The sequence below is a fragment of the Rugamonas rivuli genome, from assembly GCF_009380165.1.
Taxonomy (GTDB): Bacteria; Pseudomonadota; Gammaproteobacteria; order Burkholderiales; family Burkholderiaceae_D; genus Rugamonas; species Rugamonas rivuli.
The window spans coordinates 227,549-247,936 of sequence record NZ_WHUF01000002.1 but is presented as its reverse complement, the minus strand read 5'-3'; the positions used below and the strand labels follow the sequence as shown (position 1 = coordinate 247,936).

The window sequence follows — 20,388 nt, the reverse complement described above, 5'->3', positions numbered from 1 at the left end:
TATAAATAATATTAATGAATATTGCAACTTTCAGTTTTATCGTCGTCGGCGTGCTGCTCAACGCGGTGGCCCAGCTGCTGCTCAAGGCCGGCACCAAGAACATCGGCGAGATCCATCTGACGCTGAACAATCTGTTCTCGGTCGGCCTCAAGGTGGCGAGCCAGCTGCCCATCATCGGCGGCCTGACCTGCTACGTGCTGTCGGTAGTGCTGTGGATCATCGCCCTGTCGCGGGTGGACGTGTCGATCGCCTACCCGATGCTGTCGCTGGGTTATGTGGTGACGGCGGTCGGCGCCTGGTACCTGTTCGGCGAAGCGCTGACGGTGCAGCGCCTGGTCGCCATCGGCATCATCCTGGTGGGCGTCGCCTTGCTGGCGCGTACCTGACGAACAATTTAGAATGCGGCCATAAGCCAAAAACAACGAGAGCGAACTACCCAATGACCTCCGCCTTACCCTTCTTGCCTTTTTCGAAACCTACAATCGATGAGGCAACCATCGCCGCCGTCAGCGACGTGCTGCGTTCCGGCTGGATCACCAGCGGCCCGAAAGTGGCCGCCTTCGAAGCCCAGATGTCCGAGTATTTCGGCGGCCGCCCCGTGCGCACCTTCAATTCCGGCACCTGCACGATGGAAATCGCGCTGCGCATCGCCGGCATCGGCGCCGGCGACGAAGTCATCACCACGTCGATCTCGTGGGTCGCCACGGCCAACGTCATCATCGAAGTAGGCGCCACGCCGGTGTTCGCCGATATCGACCCGATCACCCGCAATATCGACCTCGACAAAGTGGAAGCCGCGATCACCCCGCGCACCAAGGCCATCATCCCGGTCTACCTGTCCGGCCTGCCCGTCGACATGGACCGCCTGTACGCCATCGCCAAAAAGCACAATCTGCGCGTGATCGAGGACGCGGCCCAGGCCTTCGGCTCCGAATGGAATGGCAAGCGCATCGGCTCGTTCGGCGATTTCGTCTCGTTCAGCTTCCAGGCCAACAAGAACATCACCACCGGCGAAGGCGGTGCGCTGGTGCTGAACAATCTCGAAGAAGCCAAGCTGGCCGAGAAGTACCGCCTGCAAGGCGTGACCCGCAGCGGCGTCGACGGCATCGATGTCGATGTCCTGGGCGGCAAGTACAACATGAGCGACATCATGGCCGCCATCGGCCTGGGCCAGTTCGCCAACATCGACAACATCACCGCGCACCGCCGCAACCTGGCGCGCCATTACTACCAGGCTTTCGGCGCGGATTTCGAAGCCCTGTCCGGCACCCAGCTGCCGCTGCAGGCGTTTGAGTCCAGCAATTACCATCTGTTCCAGATCGTGCTGCCCGATAACGGCCCGACCACGCGCGCCGACTTCATGCGCGCCATGCAGGAGCGCTACAACATCGGCACCGGTTATCACTACGCACCGATCCACCTGTTCACCATGTACCGCGAGCGCGGCTTCAAGGAGGGCATGTTCCCCGTCTCGGAAAAAATCGGCCGCCTGACCGTCACCCTGCCGATGTTCTATGCCATGACTACGGCCGATGTCGACCGTGCCGTCGCAGCCGTGAAAGCGATTTTGATCAAATGAGCGTGTCGTTGATGAAACCTGAAATTACCGTCGTTATCCCGATCTATAACGAACAGGCCGGCCTGCAAGCGCTGTTCGACCGCCTGTACCCGGCGCTCGACAAGCTGGACACGACCTACGAGATCGTGTTCGTCAACGACGGCAGCCGCGACAACTCGGTGTCGATCCTGGCCGAGCAGTTCCGCACCCGCCCCGACGTCACCCGCGTGGTGCTGTTCAACGGTAACTACGGCCAGCACATGGCCATCCTGGCGGGCTTCGAAGCGTCGCGCGGCGACATCATGATCACGCTGGACGCCGACCTGCAGAACCCGCCCGAGGAAATCGGCAACCTGGTCGCCAAGATCCGCGAAGGCTACGACTACGTCGGCTCGATCCGCCGCAAGCGCCAGGATTCGGCGTGGCGCACCTACGCGTCCAAGGCCATGAACCACCTGCGCGAACGCATCACCAACATCAAGATCACCGACCAGGGCAATATGCTGCGCGCCTACGGCCGCAATGTGATCGACCTGGTCAACCAGTGCGGCGAGGTCAACACCTTCGTGCCGGCGCTGGCCTACCGCTTCGCCCGCAAGCCGACCGAGATCATCGTCGAGCACGAGGAACGCGCGGCCGGCGAATCGAAGTACTCCTTGTACAGCCTGATCCGTCTGAATTTCGACCTGGTCACCGGCTTCTCGCTGGTGCCGCTGCAATTCTTCTCGATGTTCGGCATCCTGCTGTCGCTGGCCTCCGGCCTGCTGGTGTTCGTGCTGCTGATACGCCGCCTGTTCCTGGGCGCGGAAGCCGAGGGTCTGTTCACGCTGTTCGCGATTGCATTCTTCTTCATGGGAACCATCCTGTTCGGCATCGGCCTGTTGGGCGAATACGTCGGCCGCATCTTCCAGCAAGTGCGCGCGCGCCCTCGCTACGTGGTACAAACGATACTGGAACAAAAACCCGGCCAGTCGCTCGACATGCCGGCCGGTGTGGAGAAACGTACCGTAGGCCGAGGCCATGACTGATTTCGATAAACCGCAACGCGCCGTCGTCTTCGGCTACCACAACGTCGGCGTCCGCTGCCTGAAGGTGCTACTTGCCGGCGGTGTCGACGTCGCGCTGGTGGTCACGCACGAGGACAGCGACAACGAAAACATCTGGTTCGAATCGGTGATTTCGCTGTGCCAGGCCGAGGGCATTCCCTACATCACGCCGGACGATGCCAAATCGCCGGAGCTGCTGGAGCAGGTCCAGGCGGCCAAGCCGGACCTGATGTTCAGCTTCTACTACCGCAACATGCTGCCGGCCGAGCTGCTGGCGGTGGCGCCCGCGTTCAATATGCACGGCTCGCTGCTGCCGGAATTCCGCGGCCGCGCGCCAGTCAACTGGGCGGTGCTCAATGGCGCCACCGTCACCGGCGCCTCGCTGCACGAGATGACCGTCAAGCCCGACGCCGGCGCCATCGTCTCGCAGATGGAAGTGCCCATCCTGCCGGACGACACCGCGCACGAAGTGTTCGGCAAAGTCACCGTGGCGGCCGAGCAGGCGCTGTGGCGCGTGCTGCCGTCGCTGCTGGACGGCACGGCACCGCGCATCAAGAACGACCTGAGCAAGGGCGGCTACTTCGGCGGCCGCAAGCCCGAGGATGGCCGCATCAACTGGCTGATGCCGGCGCAGGATGTGTACAACCTGCACCGCGCCGTGGCGCCGCCCTACCCGGGCGCCTTCACCGATATCGGCGGTGTGCGTTATGTGCTGCAACGGGCCCGATTGTCTGGCAATTTCGGCAATGTTGTATCGCTAAGTTTGCCACCGGGCTTGACAGTAGTGGATAATTGCATCTTTGGCGTGTGCGGCGATGGCCGCATGCTGACGATTTCCGCCTTGACGGCCGACGGGGAACCCGTGACGGCTGAGCAGTTGCAATCCCGCCTGGCGGAGCTGTCCGCTGGCGGACAATGAACATTACCTGGGTAACTATCAAATGAAAAAAGTCCTCATCCTCGGCGTCAACGGCTTCATCGGCCATCACCTGTCGAAGCGCATCCTGGAAACGACCGACTGGCATGTCTACGGCATGGACATGAGCACCGACCGCATCACCGACGTGCTGGAGAACGAGGCGTACAAGTCGCGCATGCACTTCTTCGAAGGCGACATCACGATCAACAAGGAATGGGTCGAGTACCACGTCAAGAAATGCGACGTGATCCTGCCGCTGGTCGCCATCGCCACACCGTCGACCTACGTGAAGGCGCCGCTGCGCGTGTTCGAACTGGACTTCGAGGCCAACCTGCCTATCGTCCGCTCGGCCGCCAAGTACGGCAAGCACCTGGTGTTCCCGTCGACCTCGGAAGTGTATGGCATGTGCCACGACGACGAGTTCGATCCTGAGAACTCGGAACTGGTCTGCGGCCCGATCAACAAGCCGCGCTGGATCTACTCCAACGCCAAGCAGCTGATGGACCGCGTGATCTGGGGCTACGGCATGGAAGGCTTGAACTTCACGCTGTTCCGTCCGTTCAACTGGATCGGCGCCGGCCTGGATTCGATCCACACGCCGAAAGAAGGCTCGTCGCGCGTGGTGACGCAGTTCTTCGGCCACATCGTCCGCGGCGAGAACATCTCGCTGGTCGATGGCGGCGCGCAGAAACGCGCGTTCACCGACATCGACGACGGCATCGACGCGCTGATGAAGATCATCGACAACAAGGACGGCGCTGCTTCGGGCAAGATCTACAACATCGGCAACCCGGTCAACAACTACTCGATCCGCGACCTGGCCGGCATGATGCTGAAGTTGGCCGAGGAATATCCTGAGTACGCCACCGGCGCCAAGCAGGTCAAGATCGTTGAAACCACTTCGGGCGCCTACTACGGCACCGGCTACCAGGACGTGCAGAACCGCGTGCCTAAGATCACCAACACCTGCGAAGAGCTGGGCTGGAAGCCGACCACCTCGATGGCCGACGCGCTGAAGAAAATCTTCGACGCCTACCGCGGCCAGGTGGCCGAAGCACAAAAACTGATGGACTAAGATTTGACCGAGACTTTGCAAACGCAAGCGCCGCTGATGGTGTTGAAGATCGATGTCGACACCTACCGCGGCACCCGTGAAGGCACCATGAACCTGGTGCAGATGCTGAAGGCCCACAAGGCCCAGGCGACTTTCCTGTTTTCGCTGGGGCCGGATCACACCGGCTGGGCGCTGCGCCGCGCGCTGCGTCCGGGTTTCTTCAGCAAAGTCTCGCGCACGTCCGTCGTTGAGCATTACGGCCTCAAGACGCTGATGTACGGCACCCTGCTGCCGGGTCCGGATATCGGCAAGGATTGCGCCGGCGAGATGCGCTCCGTGCGCGACGCCGGTTTCGAATGCGGCATCCATACCTGGGACCACGTGCTGTGGCAGGACAATGTCGCCAAGCGCGACGGCGCCTGGTCCACCAGGATGATGCGCAAGGCCGCCGCCCGTTTTTCGCAAGTGTTCGGCACGGCGCCACGCACCCACGGCGCCGCCGGCTGGCAGATGAACAACGCCGCCTTCGCCGAGCATGACGCCGCCGGCTACGCCTACGCGTCCGACGGCCGCTGCGTGTTGAACGACAACGGCACGCTGGCCAATCCGGCCGACGGCCCGCATCGCTTATCCGACGGCGACAAGGTGCTGTCCCACATCCAGCTGCCGACCACGCTGCCGACGCTGGATGAGCTGCTGGGCCGCGAAATCGACGGCGTCACCATCGGCACCGGCAATATCGCCGCCTTCCTGCTGAAGCTGACGGCCGGCGCCACGCGCGACCACGTTTATACTTTGCATTCCGAACTTGAAGGGCAAAAACTCGCCCCCATATTCGAGCAGTTATTGGCTGGCTGGAAGGCGCAGGGTTACACATTGGCGTCGATGGCCGATTACCATCAGAAGGTCCGGCATCAGACCATGCCGGTTTGTCCGATCACCTGGGGCGAGCTGCCGGGTCGTTCGGGACAGCTGATCGTACAGGGCGCCGCCCGTTCTTAATGCGTATCGTTCAGGAGAGTGCCTGTGGCTGATAGCCCATCCGTCGTACCCGATTTTTCCGCCGCCATGACCAGCGGCCAGACCTTCCAGCTGTCGGGCCGTCCCGCCCGCCATACCGTGCTGTTCTTCTACCCCAAGGACAACACCCCGGGCTGCACCACCGAAAACATGGCTTTCCGCGACCTGCACGAGCAATTCCAGGCCGCCGGCGCCGAAGTCTACGGCATCAGCCGCGACTCGCTGCGCTCGCACGAAAGCTTCAAGACCAAGCTGGGCCTGCCCTTCGAGCTGATTTCCGACCCTGATGAGGCCGTCTGCCTGCAGTTCGGCGTCATGAAGATGAAGCAAATGTACGGTAAGACTGTACGCGGCATCGAACGCAGTACGTTTGTGATTGACGCTACCGGTCAATTGGTGAAAGAATGGAGAGGCGTGAAGGTAGCGGGTCACGTCGATGAAGTGCTGGAATTTGTAGCGCGTCAGGCTTAGTTTCAGGATGCGCGTTGCAGCTTCCGGAGTTGCCCAACCGAACCAAGCCTATTCAGCTATTTTGAGTCATCACTGTAATTCACACCACCACCCTACATGGTGGCCAGCCGGCCACCACGCGGTACTTTCTCCGGGCATGATGAGCGCCCGTCGGCAGTCTTATAACCCTGTTTTTACCCAGCATCCACCCCAACGGTCCCAACGTTTCCTTGACCGGGAAGCGTGCTGCACCAATGGGCGGATTCCTCCAGATATTCTTCAAATGAGATCCTGATGCCACTGCCAAAATTACCTAGTAAGCCAGCGACTTTACTTCTGGCGAAAGATTATCCAAAAGCGACAGGGCCGCGCCCAGTCCCCGCCATCGCAGCGGTGGCTGAAGTCGCGCCCGCGCCGAAGAAAGCGGCGCCTGTCAAAGCAGTGCCTGTAGCAAAAACCAAAGTCGAAGCACCGAAAACCAGCAGCAAGTCCAAAGCCGTGGCGGCCGTACTGAAGGCCGCCCCAGCCGTATTGAAGAACGCCGCAGCCGGCATCGCGCCAGCCGCGGCCAAACCGGCCGCCAAGGCCAAGCCGGTGCCGGCCGCGCGCGGCAAGGTCACGCCGATCACCGCCGAGGCCCCGCATCCGGCCAAGCACAAGCCGCATGAAGTGGCGATCAAGTCGTCGACCAGCCGCCACGCCGACCAGACCGGCACCACCAAGCTGTTCGTGCTGGACACCAACGTGCTGATGCACGATCCATCGTCGCTGTTCCGCTTCGAGGAGCACGACGTCTACCTGCCGATGATGACGCTGGAAGAGCTGGACAACCACAAGAAGGGCATGACCGAGGTGGCGCGCAACGCCCGCCAGGTGTCGCGCACTTTGGATGCGCTGGTCTCCAACACCGACGACGACGCCATCGAGAATGGCATCCCGCTGTCCAAGCTGGGCAACAAGGACGCCAAGGGCCGCCTGTACTTCCAGACGCGCCTGCAAACGGCCGACCTGCCGGTCGGCCTGCCGGTCGGCAAAGCCGACAACCAGATCCTGTCCGTGGTCCGCTCGCTGGAAGCGGAACAGGAAGGCCGCCCTGTGGTGCTGGTGTCCAAGGACATCAACATGCGCATCAAGGCGCGCGCGCTGGGCCTGCCGGCCGAGGACTACTTCAACGACCACGTGCTGGAAGACACCGACCTGCTGTACTCGGGCATCGTCCAGCTGCCGGACGATTTCTGGACCAAGCACGGCAAGGATCTGGAGAGCTGGCAGGAAAACAAGAACGGCCAGAGCGCGACGTTCTACCGCGTCACCGGCCCGTTCGTGCCGTCGCTGCTGGTCAACCAGTTCATCTTCCTGGAGCCCAAGAATGGCGAAACGCCGTTCTACGGCCAGGTCAAGCAGATCAACGGCAAGACCGCCGTGCTGCAGACCCTGCGCGACTTCAGCCACAACAAGAACAATGTGTGGGGTGTCACCGCCCGCAACCGCGAGCAGAACTTCGCCTTGAACTTGCTGATGAATCCGGAATGCGACTTCGTCACCCTGCTGGGCCAGGCCGGTACCGGCAAGACCCTGCTGGCCCTGGCCGCCGGCCTGGCGCAAGTGCTGGAGACCAAGCTCTACAACGAAATCATCGTCACCCGCGTGACGGTGCCGGTCGGTGAAGACATCGGTTTCCTGCCGGGTACCGAGGAAGAGAAGATGTCGCCATGGATGGGCGCCTTCGACGACAACCTCGAAGTGCTCAACAAGTCCGATTCGGACGGCGGCGAGTGGGGTCGCGCGGCAACGCAGGACCTGATCCGTTCGCGCATCAAGATCAAGTCGCTCAACTTCATGCGCGGCCGCACTTTCGTCAACAAGTTCCTGATCATCGACGAAGCGCAGAACTTGACGCCCAAGCAGGTCAAGACGCTGGTGACGCGCGCCGGTCCCGGCACCAAGATTCTGTGCCTGGGCAATATCGCGCAGATCGACACACCTTACCTGACCGAAGGGTCAAGCGGCCTGACGTATGTGGTGGATCGCTTCAAGGGATGGTCGCACAGCGGTCACGTGACGCTGGCGCGCGGCGAACGCTCGCGCCTGGCAGATCACGCGAGTGACGTTCTGTAATGTAGTAGAATAAACCCGTACCTGTTAGCCCCGCCCGCAGCAATGCCGGCGGGGCTTCTTTTTGCTATCAGGCTTTGTTGTTGCGGCGACGGCTGTAGGCGCCGACCAGCGCCAGGCCGCCCAGCAGCATGGCGTAGGTTTCCGGTTCAGGTACCGGCGCCAGGGTGTCGGCGTTGAAGCTCTGGAACGCATTGCCGGCAGCGGCGTACTGCACCTGCTGGCCGCCGTCGCAGCAGCCTTCCAGGCCGTAGATGGTCAGCGTGTGGTTGCCGGCCGACAGGGCCTGGTTGTTGATCAGGAAGGAGCCGTTGGCGGTGTTGTAGTCGTAGTTCCACCACATGTCGTTGGTGTTCAGCGCGACAGCGCTGCCGTCCAGGAACACGGCGCCGCCGCGGCCGAAGTCGACACCGGCGCGGAACGAGTAGGTGCCGGCGGCGCTCAGGCCGAAATCGATGGTGGACTTGAAGGCGATGTTCGTCGAACCGGCACCGAATATCGAGTTGTTCGACACATTGTCGTAGCTGCCCAGCACGGTCGAGTGACCGCCCACTACGGCTGCGTCCACCACACTGCGGTAGTCATCCGCGGTGGCCAATGGGCCGGCGCCGGAACTGCCGGTCTGGAAGGTGATGACGGCGGCGTTGGAGCTGCCGATGGCGGCCAAGGCGAGTGCAACTGCGGCGAATTTAATGGTTTTCATGCTGATCCCGTAGAGAAAAGGTTGGATGGAGTATCTGAGCGTTGGCAGGTACGTGGATTGGGGACCGGCCTAAAGTTTCCAATTTGCAATTTAAAATGCAATTAAGAATTAATTAAATGGTATCGCAAGCAATTTTTAATGTCAATCGTTAATGCAGTGCACAATCCATACGAGGTCGGCCACGAAATTGCTTGAAACCGGCACCAACCTGTATGACACTAGACACTCCAAGTCATTGATTTCGCCAGCCTTTCGGACCACCGCCAAGGTAAGACCATGGACATCCCTATCCTCATCCGAAAAAAAGGCGATACCAAGTATGGCGTCACCGTGCCGGACATTCCCGGCTGTGTGACCACGGGTGAAACCGTGGACAAGGCCATGAGCAACGCCACCAAAGCCATCTACGGCCACGTGGGCCAGCTGGTCGAACAGGGCAAGGCGTTCGAAATCAAACCCTCCGAGGTCGAATACCTGTCCCGCGAGCCGGACTACGCCGGCGGCATCTGGGCGCTGGTCAGCCTGGATCTGGCCAAGCTGGACGATCCGCCCGAGGACTAGCCCCTTCCCCGCTACAGCGCCTTGCGCGCGCAATTCCGGCCGGCGCGCTTGGCTTCGTACAGCGCCGCATCGGCACGGTACAGCAAATCGTTCATCGATTCGCCTATCCGGTGCTCGGCCACCCCCAGGCTGATCGACAGCTTGATCGGCGCCATGTCGCCGTCGAACTCCGCCGCGCCCACGACGGCGCGAAAACGCTCGGCAAACGCCAGGCATTCATTGTCGCTGACACCCGATTGGAACACCGCAAACTCGTCGCCGCCAAACCGCACCGCGACATCGGTGCGGCGCGACTGCTGGACCAGCAACTGCCCAACCCGGCGCAACACGGTGTCGCCGCTGAGATGGCCGTACACATCGTTGATCTGCTTGAAGCGGTCGATATCGAACACCAGCAGGGCCAGCTGGGTCGACGTGTTCCGCTCATGCATTTCAATCAGGCGCGCGGCGGCGTCTTCCATGTAGTAGCGGCTGAACAGGCCCGTCAGCGGATCGCGCACCGCCAGCTGATAGTAGTGGCGCCGGTCCTCCTCCATCGCCGCGTAGCCGATCTGCGCCAGCCGCAAGTCGTCATAGGCGACCTGCAGTTCCTTGTTGGTCGCCAGCAGGCGCTGCTCGTGCTGCCGCTCCACCGTCACGTCCTGGTAGATGGTGACGAAGCCGATCACCTCGCCATCCTGGCCATGGATCACGCGGCCGGTGATGTCGAGGATGGTTCCGTTGGGACGGGTGCGGACAAAATGGTGGGGTTCGAACATCAGGCTGAGGCGGATCCGTTCGCGGACCTGCTCGTCGGCGTTGCCGGGGCCAAAGTCACCGCGCCGCGCATTGAAATAGAACAGGTCTTCCAGCGCCACGCCCGGACGCATGAGGTCATCGGGAAAATCCAGCAAGCGGCTGAACGCATCGTTCCAGAACCGCATCGTCAGGCTGCGGTCGATAATCGTTACACCCACGGGCATGCATTGAATTGCCTCGACCAGCTCGTCGATGCTGAGTCGCACCATATCGCGCGTTGCAGGATGAGGTTTCATGTATTCAGCATCCACAAAAGTGAGACGGAGGCCCGGTCTGACTGGGTTTCATACTATCACCAGCCCCGCCATCGGTCCAGAAATTGTGGTAATTACAACGGAAAATCAGGGGTGTGGATGCAACGCGACGGAAGATTTCTTTGGTGTCATTTCAATTGCAAAAATGCACCTATAAATTCAAAAAAGGAATGCAATTTTCTCACCGAATGCTAATCTGGATTCATTCGGAAGTCGATGTGCCTAAGTCAATTTGCATTGCAAATAATTAACCAAACCCCTCAGTCCGGTAGGAGATTTTTATGAAGCTCAACAAGATTACAGCACTGCTGCTGACCGCCTCCTGCCTGATGGCGACTGCCGCGTCTGCCACAACGCTGACGGTATCGAACTCCAGCAACGTCATCGTCAGCCAGGATACCGACTGGTCCGACTTCCTGAACTTCCAGAAATTCAATCCAGCCCTGGGCACCCTGACCTCGGTCACGTTCGAGCTGTACTCCCACCTGAACGGCAGCGTCATGCTGACCAATTACAACGACGACCCCGCCGACGTTCCGGTGACGCTGGACGTCAGCGTGTTCCTGGACCGTCCCGACAACAGCAACCTGGTGCTGATCAGCGCCTCGCTGTTCAACACCGTCATCACCGTGGCGGGCGGCGGCGGCACCGGCGGCACCGCCAACAGCTTCCTGGCCTACAATTCCGCCACCTACAGCGGCCCCAGCGACCTGGCCCTGTTCAGCGGCCCGGGCAGCATCAATACGCTGATCACCGCACAAGCCACTTCCACGACATCCGGCGACGGCATCGACTCGCAGTTCGCCACCACGGCCGACGGCTACGGCACCGTGACCTATGCCTACACCCCCGCAGTGCCCGAACCGGAAACCTACGGCATGCTGTTGCTGGGCATGGGCGTGATGGGCGTGCTCGCCAAGCGCCGGCAAGCGCGCACCAGGCAAGCCTGATCCACGGCCAGCCATGACCAACGCTAACGGATAAAACGCGGGGAATGCCATGAAAAATCTCACCAAACTGCTGCTGGCCGGTACTGCTATTGCGGGAAGCAACGCATACGCCAACGTCCCGACCCAGAGCTACACCGTCAACTCCAACGTGATTGCCAACGCCAAGGGCAACACGGGCGGCCTGGACTTCAGCAAGTTCAACCTCAGCCTGGGTACGCTGCAATCTGTGCAGATCACGCTGTTCAGCGACTTCAACACCTCCATCAGCGTGGAGAACCTGAGCAAGAACTCGGTCTCCACCATCACCGGCACCGCGGGCAGCGTGCTGACCATGACGGTACCGACGCTGACGCAAACGCTGACCTCGGGCGGCAGCCATGTCTTCCTGGAGGCCAAGTTCGACGGCATCAGCAATTTCGCCGGCACCTCGGGAGCCGTGTACACCTTCTCGGGAGCGCCGTTCAGCAGCACCATGAGCTATACCGACTTGCCCACGCTGGCCCTGTTCTCGGGACTGGGCAACCTCCACGCTGCCCTGACCGGCACGTCCAGCGCCAGCGTCATCGGCACCTCCGGCAACACGCGCTCGCTGGTGCAGCCTTCGTTCGATGCTTATGGCAGCGTCACTTACACCTACGTGCCGCCGCCGCCCGTGCCGGAGCCGGAGACCTACGCGATGCTGGCGGCCGGCCTGGGCCTGGTCGGCGCGGCACTGCGCCGGCGCAAATCGCCCTGAGCGGGGCCGCAGCGAAGCAGCACTTGACCTTCCCACCACTGGAAGGGCTACAGTATGTACATCGAAACTGTTTAGGGAGTACACGATGTATCAGCTGCAAGTGGAAAACATGAGCTGCGGCCATTGCGTAGGCGCCGTCACCAAGGCGGTGCAGGCGGTCGATGCGGCCGCGCAGGTCGAGATCGACCTGGCCAGCAAGACCGTCAGGATCGCCAGCGCCAGCGCGCTGGCGCCGTTGAAATCGGCCATCGCCGATGCGGGATATCCCGTCACCAGCGCGGCCTGATTATTTGTCCAGCTCCGGATAGCGGCGGAAGATGCAGTCTTCATTGAACGGTATCCGCCGCTTCGACCGGACGTAGGCAGCGATGTTCGGCCGCAGCGCCACCTTGTCGCGCAAGGCGATCAGCGATGGATACGATGGCTCCAACCGGGCCATCGTCTTCGGAAACGCATAGCGCAGGCCTTCCACCAGCTGGAACAGCGACAAGTCCACATACGTCAGCCGCGAGCCCACCGCATAGCCGCCCCGCCCCGGATTGCGCGCCACCACGCCCTCGAAGTAATCGAGGAACTTCGGTATGCGCTGCTCGCGAAAATCCCTGGCGCGCGCCTTGGCTTCCTTCTTCTGGTCTTCGTAATACAGGTTGGTGGAAATCGGATGGTGCGTGTCGTGCACCTCGCTGACGATGTCGGTGATGGTCAGCTGCAGCTGGTTGGTCCACAGTCGCCCCGCCTCCGCGCGCGGCGCCAGGCCGTGCTTCGCGCCGAGATACATCAGGATATTGGCCGTCTGCCCGATCAGCAGCTCGCCCGCGCGCAGCACCGGCGGCGCGAACGATGGATGATCGACCTGGCCGCCATCCAGGCAGGCCAGCAGCTCCGGCATGCCCTTCTTCTGCCGTGCCACGTCCACGTACGGCGCTGCCGCCTCCTCCAGCGCCAGCCGCACGAATTCGCCGCGGCCCTGCAGGCCGTCCCAATAGTAAAGTTGGTATGGTGTCGTCATGCCAAGATAGTAGCATTGACAAGCTTCGCGCAGCGCCCGGAACGATATTCATCACACGGTTATAATCGACCGCTGTCCCGACCACTCCTGAATACGCCGAGCCCCTATGCCGCCAGTCCCGCCGCTTGAAATCCACATCGTCCTGATGGTCGCCGCCGCCGGTTTCCTGGCCGGCGTACAGAACGCACTGGCCGGAGGCGGCTCCTTCATCACCTTCCCGGCGCTGCTGCTGGCCGGCCTGAATCCGCTGGCCGCCAACATGACATCGACCATCGCGCTGTTCCCCAGCCAGATCACTTCCGCGCACGCCGGCCGCAAGCTGGCGGGCGACGTCGGGCCGTTGACGTTCAAGCAGATGCTCATCATCAGCGCCATAGGCGGCATCTTCGGCGCCATCCTGCTCCTGAATACGCCGCCGTCGTTCTTCGCGCGGCTGGTGCCCTGGCTGGTGCTGTTTGCCACCAGCGTGTTCGCGTGGGGCAGCTTCCGCAAGAAGCCACTGCACGCAGCGGGCAGCATGCCGCGCTGGACGCTGGTGCTGGTGCAAAGCTGCATCGCCGTCTACGGCGGCTACTTCGGCGGCGGCATCGGCTTCCTGATGCTGGCCGCGCTGACCATCGCCGGCCAGCAGGTACGCACCGCCGCCGCCACCAAGAACGTGCTGGCGATGGCGATGAACGCCGCCGCCACGCTGATCTTCGCCACCTCCAGCTTGATCAGCTGGCCCGCCGCACTGGCGCTGTGCGTGGGCGGCATCGCCGGCGGTTTGTGCGGCGGATGGCTGATCCACCGCCTGCCGGAAAAAGTCATGCGCGGCTTCGTCGTGATCGTCGGCGCGGTGCTGACGATCTGGATGTTCTCTAGAACGTAGCCTTCAGCGTCAGGCGGAAGGTGCGCGGCTCCACCGGATGGTAGTGGATTTCGCTGACGCCTTCCGCCGGCTCGCCCGGCAAGCGCGATGGGTAGTAGTAGTCCACATCGCTGGCCTTGCGGTCGAACAGATTGAAGGCATCCAGCGACACGGCCCAGCGGCGGTCGATCTTGTAGCCGATGCGCGCATACGCGATCGCCGTCGTCGCCGAACGCTGGCTGTTATCCTCGATCAGCGGACGTGGGCCGAAGTAGCGCATCTGGAACGCGCCGGACCACGGGCCGATATCCGCAATGGTCGCACCGAACGAAGCCACCTTACCGACCGCGCCGGGAATGTAGTCGCCCGCCTCGTCATGCTCGGTGTAGTGGGCGCGCGAATACGCCAGGTCCAGGTCGAACAACAGCCATGGCGCGGCGATGTAGTGATTGTTCCACTCGATGCCCGAACGGTAGCTGCCGCGGCTTGCTGCCGTATCGCCAGCATCGCCGGAGAACACCAGCTCGGACGCGGAGCGCAGCTTCCACAAGGCCATCGAGCTTTGCAGCCCTGGCAGGAACTCGGTGCGCACACCCAGCTCCGCGCCGCGCGTCTTGACCAGCGGCGTGACCGGATCGATAGGCTCGCGCTCCTTCGGCGTCAGGTGCACCGTGGTGCCGCGCGCGTCGTTGCTGTGGAAGCCTTCGCCGTAGTTGAGGAAGAATTCCGTCTTCGCCCAAGGCCCCAGCACCATCGAAATTTTCGGCGAGGTCACACCGTCGCTGACCTTGCCCGTGTTCTCGGCGATGTTGCTGCTGACGTCAAAACGATAGCGGTCGTAACGCAGGCCTGCCGTGGTGCGCAGCCACTCGCGCCACTGCACCGTGTTTTCGAGATAGACACCGGCGCTGGCCTCCTTGACCTTCGATTCCGAAATGGTGCCGGTGATCTGGCGCTTGACTGTGCTGTGCAGCGCCAGCGGCGACAGGTAGTCATAACGTCCCTGCACGCCGACCTTGTTGTTCACATCCAGCCCGCCCCATTTGCTGAACCACGTATGCGCCACGTCGAAGCCCGTCATGCGGCGCTTCTCGGTCTGGCGCGACTGGTCGCCGTTGACCGGGTCGTCGAGGAAGTAGGTGAAGTCGTTGTACAGGTCCAGGCTCGATTGCACCACATAGGCGTTGGCCTGCAACAGCGTGTCGCTGCTGCGCTTGCGCAGCGTGGCGGACAGGCTGTAACGCGACGTGATGCCGCCGTCGGTCGGGTCGATCGCGCCGTAGGGATCGATCTCGCCGCTCTGCACCGCGCGCTTCGGAATCTGGCTGCTGGCATACCAGGCGCCCTTGTAGGCCATGCCGGTGATGCTGAACTGGTTGTCGCTGCCGCCCTGGCTGTAGCGCAGCACGCCCAGGCTTTTGTGGAAAGCTTCCGGGCTGACCCACGGCCCGTTGTTGTGGCCCAGCTCCGCGCCGTAGACCAGGTTGCCCTCGCCCAGCGGCGTCGAGCCGGTCACATTGGCGCGGTAGTACTGGTGCTCGCCGACGGTGACGCTGGCGGTGTTTTCCTTCAGCTTGTTGGCCAGGCCCATATGCGCCGCACCTGCGGATGCGAAGTCGCCTTCGTCCGCGTAGTACGGGCCTTTTTTGTAGTTGATGCGGTCGACCAGTTCCGGCAGCAGGAAGTTCAGGTCGGTGTAGCCCTGGCCGTGCGCGTGGGTGCGCATATTGACCGGCATGCCGTCGATGAAGGTAGCGAAGTCGGTGCCGTGATCGAGGTTGAAGCCGCGCAGGAAGTACTGGTTGGCCTTGCCGTCGCCGCTGTGCTGCGTGACGATCACGCCGGGTACGAACTCCAGCAGCTCGCCGGGACGCAGCGCCGGGCGGTTGGCGATCAGCGCCGCCGTCACCGAGCCCTGGCTGGCGGCGCCGGAGGTGCCAACGCCATTGTCGTAGTGGCCGCGCACTTCCACTGCTTCCACCACGGTACTATCACTTGCGACCAACGGCACTATGGCCGCCAACGCGACAATCGATGAAACAATCATAGATACTCCTTCAGTTTGCGTAATTTGTTCCGGCGGCCGATGTAGCCGACGCCTATCAGGCCGGCGGCCAGCGCCAGCAGGGCCAGCGTGCCGATGGTCTTTTGCACCGGCGTCAGCTTGGCCAGGGTTTCCATTTCAAAGCCGTTGACCTTGGCGTCAGCGGCTTCGGTTGAGGGCTTGGTCTTGGCCGCAGGTTCGGCCGGTTTGTCTTTCGCGGGCGCGGGCATAGGCGCTGGCGCGGGCGAAGGCGAAGGTGTCTCTTGCGCCTTGGCCTGCAAGGCTTGCAGCTGCGCCGCCGCACCGCGCGCGATCGCCGCGTTGGTGCCGACGTTGGGCACGAACTGGCCGCTGAAGTGCGGCGCGATCTTCATCGTCGCCTTGCTGCATGAATCGGCGCTGCACGACACGCCGCCATCCTTGATCGCCTGCGCGTTCTGCTGCGTCAGTTTTTCGCGCACCGCGTCGCTCGGCTTCCAGTAACCGCGTTCGATCGCGCTCAGCATGCGGTCTGTGATCGCCTGGAATGCGCGCAGGTTGCCGCTGTTGGCGAAGCGCTCGCGCACCTTCAGGCCGTGGCGGTCTTCGACATAGGTGTCGTACATGCGCTGCCATTTGCCGCCGTCCACCACCTCAGGCACCGTGACCTGCCAGGCCCACAGGTAGTCGACCACGCGGTTGATGTAGCGCGCGCCGGAATAGCCTTCCTTGAGCATGCTGTCGGCCCAGCGCGGGTTCAGGTAGCGGGCCTGCATCTCCTGGCCCATGTACTGCTCCAGCGTCTTGTGGCCCGGCTTGCGCGGGTTGGACAGGTCGCTGACCATCACCTCCGGCGTCTTGCCGTCCACGCTGCGGATCGCCATCGCGGTACCGCCCAGGTACTGGAAGAAGTCGTCGTTATCCAGCGTCGCGAACAGATTGCTGGAACGGCTGTGCAGCGCGATCTTGCTGCCGCTGATGGCCTGCTTGAACAGCTCGCGGCGCTGGCCCGGATCGGCCTTGTCGTCGCCCCAGTAGCCCGCGCCGAACGGATGGCTCATGCGGTTGATGAACACGTCCGCCACTTCCTTCTCGTTCTGCCAGGCGTTGGTCAGCGGGATCAGCTTTTCGATCTGCGTGCCATAGGCGCCGCTCGGCAGGCCGAAGATGCGCACCGACGCCATGCGCTGCGCCTCCTCGGCGGAGATGCCCCTGGCCTGCAATGCGGCCACGGTTTTCTGGCTGTGCGCCTGCATCACGTTGCCGCCTTCGCCGGGACCGTTGTCGTCCTGCTTCTGCGCCAGCTGCGCCGCCTGGTCCATCAACGTCAGCAGATTGCCGAACAGGTCGCGGAACAGGCCGGACGAGATCAGCGTCACGTCCACGCGCGGGCGGCCCAGCTGCTTGCGGGTCAGCGCTTCCACACCGGTCACGCGGCCACGCTCGTCCCAGGTCGGACGCACGCCCATCAGCGCCATCGCCTGCGCTTCCATGATGCCTTCGTGGCGCGAGGTTTCGACACCCCACAGGTTCATGCTCAACTTGTCCGGCCAGGCGCCATGGCGCTTGCGGTAGTCTTCCGCCAGTTGCTGCGCCAGTTTGTAGCCGGCTTCGTAGGTAGTCTTGCTCGGGATGCGCGACGGATCGAGGCCGAAGAAGTTGCGGCCGGTCGGCAGCGCGTCCGGATTGCGTACCAGGTCAGCACTGGCGCCGGTCGGAATGTAACGGCCCGACAGCGCCTGCATCAGGCGCTCCAGTTCCAGCCCGGCGCTGCGTTCGATATCGCCCTCCAGCTGCGCGATGCGTTTGGTTTTCTGCTCCGGCGTCGACGTGGTGTCGAGGCTGACCACTGCGCGCGCGGTGGCGTTGCGCAGCTCCGCTTTCGGCGCCACGCCGAAGGTGTGCAGGCCGAACGGCGTCAGCTTGCTGCCGGTGTCGTCCAGGTATTCCTCCAGGCCTTCCATGTCGGCTTCGGTTTTGAGCTCGGTCTTTTTCATGTCCTTCAACACGCCGCTCTTGGCTGCCAGGCGGTTGATCGCCGTCAGGTGGCTGCGCGCCAGCAGCGGGCTTTTTTGTTCGGCCACGCGGTAGTCGTTCAGCAGCGCGCCCAGTTCGCGCAGGTCGGGGTTGAGGCCCGCCACGTCGAACGGTGGCGTCATGTGGTCGATGATGACGGCCATGCCACGGCGCTTGGCCTGTATGCCCTCGCCCACGTCGTCCATCACATACGGATAGATGTTGGGCATGGCACCGATCAGCGCTTCGGTCGGATCGCTGTCGGACAGGCCGGCCTCTTTACCGGTCAGCCATTCCTGCGTGCCGTGGGTGCCGATGTGCATAACGGCGTTGGCCTGGAAGCCCTTTTGCAGCCACAGATAGAAGGCGATGTATTCATGCGATGGCGGCATGCTCACTTCGTTGTGCAGCTTCTCCAGGTTCTGCTCCCACGCGCGGCCGGGCTGCGGCGCCATCAGCACATTGCCGAAGCGGCGCGCAGGATAGACGAAGAACGGCTCGCCCTTGGCGTTGCGCCACAGGACAGGCGCGTTCTCCGGCTTGCCCCAGGATTTTTCTATCGATGCGCGCAGCGGCTGCGCCAGCGTGGCGAACCATTTCTGGTAATCGGCCAGCGGCACCAGCAACGCCTGGCCGCTTTCGGCCAGATGCTTCAGGCCCGCCATGTAGTCGCCCTTCGACTTGCCGGGATAATTGCCCCACTGCTGGATCTCGCCTTGCAGCTCGTCCTGCGACGGCGGCAGCGCGGCGCCGGTCTGGTAGCCCTCCAGCTTCAGGCGCTGGACGATCTGCCACAGGCTTTCCGGCAGCACGTTCAGGTAGGCCGCGCCGATAGTCTCGGAACCGTGCGGATAGTTAAAGTAGATCATGGCGATACGCTTGTCGCCGTTGGCCTTCTGGCGCAAGGCCATCCAGCTGGCGACGCGCTCATTGAGGCGCTCGATGCGTTCGGGGATGGGCGTCTCCTCGACGTAGGCCAGGCCGGTCTGCGCATCGCTGATGCGTTCGCGGCTGGCGACCACAGTCGGCTGGATCAGGCCCGCCACTTCGGCGCCGGCCAGCTGCCAGGTGCGCTCGATGATGTCGAGGCCTATCTTCGACTCCTGCCACTGCGCCAGCGACTGCTGGCTCAGCGTGATGGCGTTGATGGCCGGGACGCCGATCTTGTCCAGCAGCGCGCCGGTGTTGGCGGTGCCGCCCACCTTCATGCCCAATGCGACAATCAACTCGACGCGGCTCTTGCCGTTTTCATCGAGCAGGAAGCGCAGCGGCACGTCGTACGGATAGCCGAACACCGGCAGCACGTTGTAGCCGCTGGCCTCCAGCCGCGCGACGATGGCCGCCAGCGGCAGCGTTTGTCCCGCCACCAGGCTGGCGCGGTAGAACGGCACGGCGATCCATGGCGCGCCGGCCTTGTAGTTGGCGTAGCCTTGCAGGTACTGCTCGTAGCTGCTCGACGTACGATTGGCCGCCACGTCGTACAGGCCCACTTCCGGCATCGCATGCACCGGCGCCACGGACAGCTTGGCGCCGAAGTGGTTGCGCAGGATGTAGCGCAGCAGATTGCCTACGTTCTCCACGCCGCCTTCGCGGTGGTAGGACTGGATGGCGGCGTCATCGCGCACGCCCTGCTCGCGCAGGCTGTCGTCGATGGCGCCGCCGACCGCGAACACCGGACGGCGTGCCTTTTGCAGCGCCAGCAGTTCGGCGCTCAGGCCCACCATGGCCTGGCGGCCCTTGGCGTTGACGACGGCGACATCGGCGCTGGTCAGGGCCGCGCGGTCGGCCGGCGTCATGCCGTTGGCGGGGATGATGCGCACGGCGACGTTCAGCTCTTTCAACTCGGCTTGCAGGCCGCGCACCGCCAGCACGGCCGGACGCGATTCCACATCGCCCAGCATCAGCGCCAGCGTGCGCGGCGCCTGCGCGGAGTGCACATATCCGCCGATGCACAGGGACGCCAGCAACAGCAGCAGCACCCACAGCTTGTTATTCCGGTACATAGACGACCTTCCCATCCGGCAGCTGATACGCAGTGCCCAAGCGCTTGCCGGAGCCCGACAGCGGCTTGTCGCTCACTTTGCTGACCTTGATTTCAGAGCCCTTCTTGGTCAGCACCTCGACGTGGCCGTCGGCGCTTTTCTTGGCGATGGTGACTTCGGAGTTCGGATCCAGCAGGTCCATCATGTTCCAGGCCGAGAACAGCGCCAGCATCATGGCGACGATGAAGACGATGCTGGCGTCGAACAGGTTGGCGACGCCGGACAGCGGATCTTCGTTATGCTCGCCGATGCGGCTGAAGCGGTGGCGGTTCATATAGCGCATC

Annotated in this window: 19 protein-coding genes; 13 read left to right on the top strand and 6 right to left on the bottom strand. The window is 62.8% G+C overall.

Annotation, left to right across the window (positions count from 1 at the left end; all coding sequences use genetic code 11):
• Nucleotides 1–14 precede the first annotated feature (14 nt).
• The 8 genes from GEV01_RS06315 to GEV01_RS06280 all read left to right on the top strand — a co-directional run bounded on the left by GEV01_RS06315 (nucleotide 15) and on the right by GEV01_RS06280 (nucleotide 8,165).
• A complete protein-coding gene (locus tag GEV01_RS06315) occupies nucleotides 15–386 on the top strand; it encodes an SMR family transporter (RefSeq protein WP_152802696.1) in 372 nt (123 codons plus the stop codon).
• A gap of 53 nt (nucleotides 387–439) precedes the next feature.
• The gene (locus tag GEV01_RS06310; RefSeq protein ID WP_152802694.1) at nucleotides 440–1,579 is read left to right on the top strand and encodes a DegT/DnrJ/EryC1/StrS family aminotransferase; all 1,140 of its coding nucleotides are present in this window, start codon (nucleotides 440–442) and stop codon (nucleotides 1,577–1,579) included.
• An 11-nt stretch (nucleotides 1,580–1,590) separates the two neighbouring features.
• Entirely contained in the window at nucleotides 1,591–2,586 is a 996-nt protein-coding gene (locus GEV01_RS06305) for a glycosyltransferase (RefSeq protein ID WP_152802692.1), read from the top strand.
• Nucleotides 2,579–3,523, top strand: a complete 945-nt coding sequence (locus GEV01_RS06300; protein WP_152802690.1) for a formyltransferase — start codon at nucleotides 2,579–2,581, stop codon at nucleotides 3,521–3,523. The genes GEV01_RS06305 and GEV01_RS06300 overlap by 8 nt, the downstream gene beginning before the upstream one ends.
• Before the next feature lie 22 nt (nucleotides 3,524–3,545).
• Nucleotides 3,546–4,598 (top strand): bifunctional UDP-4-keto-pentose/UDP-xylose synthase, encoded by a 1,053-nt coding sequence (locus GEV01_RS06295; RefSeq protein ID WP_152802688.1) that lies wholly within the window; start codon nucleotides 3,546–3,548, stop codon nucleotides 4,596–4,598.
• Nucleotides 4,599–4,634: 36 nt separating this feature from the next.
• On the top strand, nucleotides 4,635–5,579 hold the full coding sequence (locus tag GEV01_RS06290; RefSeq protein ID WP_152803970.1) for a polysaccharide deacetylase family protein: 945 nt from the start codon (nucleotides 4,635–4,637) through the stop codon (nucleotides 5,577–5,579).
• Between the two features lie 24 nt (nucleotides 5,580–5,603).
• Nucleotides 5,604–6,068 carry a peroxiredoxin gene (locus GEV01_RS06285; RefSeq protein ID WP_008450886.1) on the top strand — a complete coding sequence of 155 codons (465 nt, stop codon included), beginning with the start codon at nucleotides 5,604–5,606 and terminating at the stop codon, nucleotides 6,066–6,068.
• 273 nt (nucleotides 6,069–6,341) lie between these two features.
• Complete coding sequence (locus tag GEV01_RS06280; protein ID WP_152802685.1) at nucleotides 6,342–8,165, top strand: PhoH family protein; 1,824 nt, start codon at nucleotides 6,342–6,344, stop codon at nucleotides 8,163–8,165.
• A gap of 67 nt (nucleotides 8,166–8,232) precedes the next feature.
• On the opposite strand, the gene GEV01_RS06275 is transcribed toward GEV01_RS06280, so the two are convergent.
• Nucleotides 8,233–8,865, bottom strand: coding sequence for a CCXG family PEP-CTERM protein (locus GEV01_RS06275; protein WP_152802683.1), 633 nt, complete (start codon nucleotides 8,863–8,865; stop codon nucleotides 8,233–8,235).
• A 276-nt stretch (nucleotides 8,866–9,141) separates the two neighbouring features.
• Between GEV01_RS06275 and GEV01_RS06270 the strand changes: the two genes are divergently transcribed.
• Nucleotides 9,142–9,426, top strand: coding sequence for a type II toxin-antitoxin system HicB family antitoxin (locus tag GEV01_RS06270; protein ID WP_152802681.1), 285 nt, complete (start codon nucleotides 9,142–9,144; stop codon nucleotides 9,424–9,426).
• A gap of 11 nt (nucleotides 9,427–9,437) precedes the next feature.
• On the opposite strand, the gene GEV01_RS06265 is transcribed toward GEV01_RS06270, so the two are convergent.
• The gene (locus GEV01_RS06265; RefSeq protein WP_235914262.1) at nucleotides 9,438–10,460 is read right to left on the bottom strand and encodes a sensor domain-containing diguanylate cyclase; all 1,023 of its coding nucleotides are present in this window, start codon (nucleotides 10,458–10,460) and stop codon (nucleotides 9,438–9,440) included.
• Nucleotides 10,461–10,759: 299 nt separating this feature from the next.
• Between GEV01_RS06265 and GEV01_RS31075 the strand changes: the two genes are divergently transcribed.
• The 3 genes from GEV01_RS31075 to GEV01_RS06250 all read left to right on the top strand — a co-directional run bounded on the left by GEV01_RS31075 (nucleotide 10,760) and on the right by GEV01_RS06250 (nucleotide 12,450).
• On the top strand, nucleotides 10,760–11,428 hold the full coding sequence (locus GEV01_RS31075; protein ID WP_235914261.1) for a choice-of-anchor E domain-containing protein: 669 nt from the start codon (nucleotides 10,760–10,762) through the stop codon (nucleotides 11,426–11,428).
• 49 nt (nucleotides 11,429–11,477) lie between these two features.
• Entirely contained in the window at nucleotides 11,478–12,164 is a 687-nt protein-coding gene (locus GEV01_RS30720; protein WP_175022962.1) for a choice-of-anchor E domain-containing protein, read from the top strand.
• A gap of 85 nt (nucleotides 12,165–12,249) precedes the next feature.
• The gene (locus GEV01_RS06250; RefSeq protein WP_152802679.1) at nucleotides 12,250–12,450 is read left to right on the top strand and encodes a heavy-metal-associated domain-containing protein; all 201 of its coding nucleotides are present in this window, start codon (nucleotides 12,250–12,252) and stop codon (nucleotides 12,448–12,450) included.
• Here the strand turns inward: GEV01_RS06250 and GEV01_RS06245 are convergent, their stop codons facing one another.
• Nucleotides 12,451–13,173, bottom strand: coding sequence for a glutathione S-transferase (locus GEV01_RS06245; RefSeq protein WP_152802677.1), 723 nt, complete (start codon nucleotides 13,171–13,173; stop codon nucleotides 12,451–12,453).
• A gap of 106 nt (nucleotides 13,174–13,279) precedes the next feature.
• On the opposite strand from GEV01_RS06245, the gene GEV01_RS06240 reads away from it, so the two are divergent.
• Nucleotides 13,280–14,044: a sulfite exporter TauE/SafE family protein gene (locus GEV01_RS06240; protein WP_152802675.1), complete on the top strand. Its 765-nt coding sequence runs from the start codon at nucleotides 13,280–13,282 to the stop codon at nucleotides 14,042–14,044.
• Here GEV01_RS06240 and GEV01_RS06235 read toward each other — a convergent pair.
• The 3 genes from GEV01_RS06235 to GEV01_RS06225 are packed head-to-tail and all read right to left on the bottom strand — an operon-like array spanning nucleotide 14,034 to nucleotide 20,387.
• Nucleotides 14,034–16,034 carry a TonB-dependent receptor gene (locus tag GEV01_RS06235; RefSeq protein WP_328595480.1) on the bottom strand — a complete coding sequence of 667 codons (2,001 nt, stop codon included), beginning with the start codon at nucleotides 16,032–16,034 and terminating at the stop codon, nucleotides 14,034–14,036. The genes GEV01_RS06240 and GEV01_RS06235 overlap by 11 nt on opposite strands.
• Before the next feature lie 32 nt (nucleotides 16,035–16,066).
• Nucleotides 16,067–20,065 (bottom strand): cobaltochelatase subunit CobN, encoded by a 3,999-nt coding sequence (locus GEV01_RS06230; protein WP_175022960.1) that lies wholly within the window; start codon nucleotides 20,063–20,065, stop codon nucleotides 16,067–16,069.
• A complete protein-coding gene (locus GEV01_RS06225; protein ID WP_008450906.1) occupies nucleotides 20,052–20,387 on the bottom strand; it encodes a DUF2149 domain-containing protein in 336 nt (111 codons plus the stop codon). Before GEV01_RS06225 ends, GEV01_RS06230 begins: the two co-directional genes overlap by 14 nt.
• Between the last annotated feature and the right edge of the window lies 1 nt (nucleotide 20,388).

What these genes read in the sequence shown, in the direction of transcription:
- GEV01_RS06315 (WP_152802696.1), top strand. Translation starts at nt 15, where the DNA reads ATGAATATTGCAACTTTCAGTTTTATCGTCGTCGGCGTGCTGCTCAAC.
- GEV01_RS06310 (WP_152802694.1), top strand. Translation starts at nt 440, where the DNA reads ATGACCTCCGCCTTACCCTTCTTGCCTTTTTCGAAACCTACAATCGAT.
- GEV01_RS06305 (WP_152802692.1), top strand. Translation starts at nt 1,591, where the DNA reads ATGAAACCTGAAATTACCGTCGTTATCCCGATCTATAACGAACAGGCC.
- GEV01_RS06300 (WP_152802690.1), top strand. Translation starts at nt 2,579, where the DNA reads ATGACTGATTTCGATAAACCGCAACGCGCCGTCGTCTTCGGCTACCAC.
- GEV01_RS06295 (WP_152802688.1), top strand. Translation starts at nt 3,546, where the DNA reads ATGAAAAAAGTCCTCATCCTCGGCGTCAACGGCTTCATCGGCCATCAC.
- GEV01_RS06290 (WP_152803970.1), top strand. Translation starts at nt 4,635, where the DNA reads ATGGTGTTGAAGATCGATGTCGACACCTACCGCGGCACCCGTGAAGGC.
- GEV01_RS06280 (WP_152802685.1), top strand. Translation starts at nt 6,342, where the DNA reads ATGCCACTGCCAAAATTACCTAGTAAGCCAGCGACTTTACTTCTGGCG.
- GEV01_RS06275 (WP_152802683.1), bottom strand. Translation starts at nt 8,865, where the DNA reads ATGAAAACCATTAAATTCGCCGCAGTTGCACTCGCCTTGGCCGCCATC.
- GEV01_RS06270 (WP_152802681.1), top strand. Translation starts at nt 9,142, where the DNA reads ATGGACATCCCTATCCTCATCCGAAAAAAAGGCGATACCAAGTATGGC.
- GEV01_RS06265 (WP_235914262.1), bottom strand. Translation starts at nt 10,460, where the DNA reads ATGAAACCTCATCCTGCAACGCGCGATATGGTGCGACTCAGCATCGAC.
- GEV01_RS31075 (WP_235914261.1), top strand. Translation starts at nt 10,760, where the DNA reads ATGAAGCTCAACAAGATTACAGCACTGCTGCTGACCGCCTCCTGCCTG.
- GEV01_RS30720 (WP_175022962.1), top strand. Translation starts at nt 11,478, where the DNA reads ATGAAAAATCTCACCAAACTGCTGCTGGCCGGTACTGCTATTGCGGGA.
- GEV01_RS06250 (WP_152802679.1), top strand. Translation starts at nt 12,250, where the DNA reads ATGTATCAGCTGCAAGTGGAAAACATGAGCTGCGGCCATTGCGTAGGC.
- GEV01_RS06245 (WP_152802677.1), bottom strand. Translation starts at nt 13,173, where the DNA reads ATGACGACACCATACCAACTTTACTATTGGGACGGCCTGCAGGGCCGC.
- GEV01_RS06240 (WP_152802675.1), top strand. Translation starts at nt 13,280, where the DNA reads ATGCCGCCAGTCCCGCCGCTTGAAATCCACATCGTCCTGATGGTCGCC.
- GEV01_RS06230 (WP_175022960.1), bottom strand. Translation starts at nt 20,065, where the DNA reads ATGTACCGGAATAACAAGCTGTGGGTGCTGCTGCTGTTGCTGGCGTCC.
- GEV01_RS06225 (WP_008450906.1), bottom strand. Translation starts at nt 20,387, where the DNA reads ATGCGCTATATGAACCGCCACCGCTTCAGCCGCATCGGCGAGCATAAC.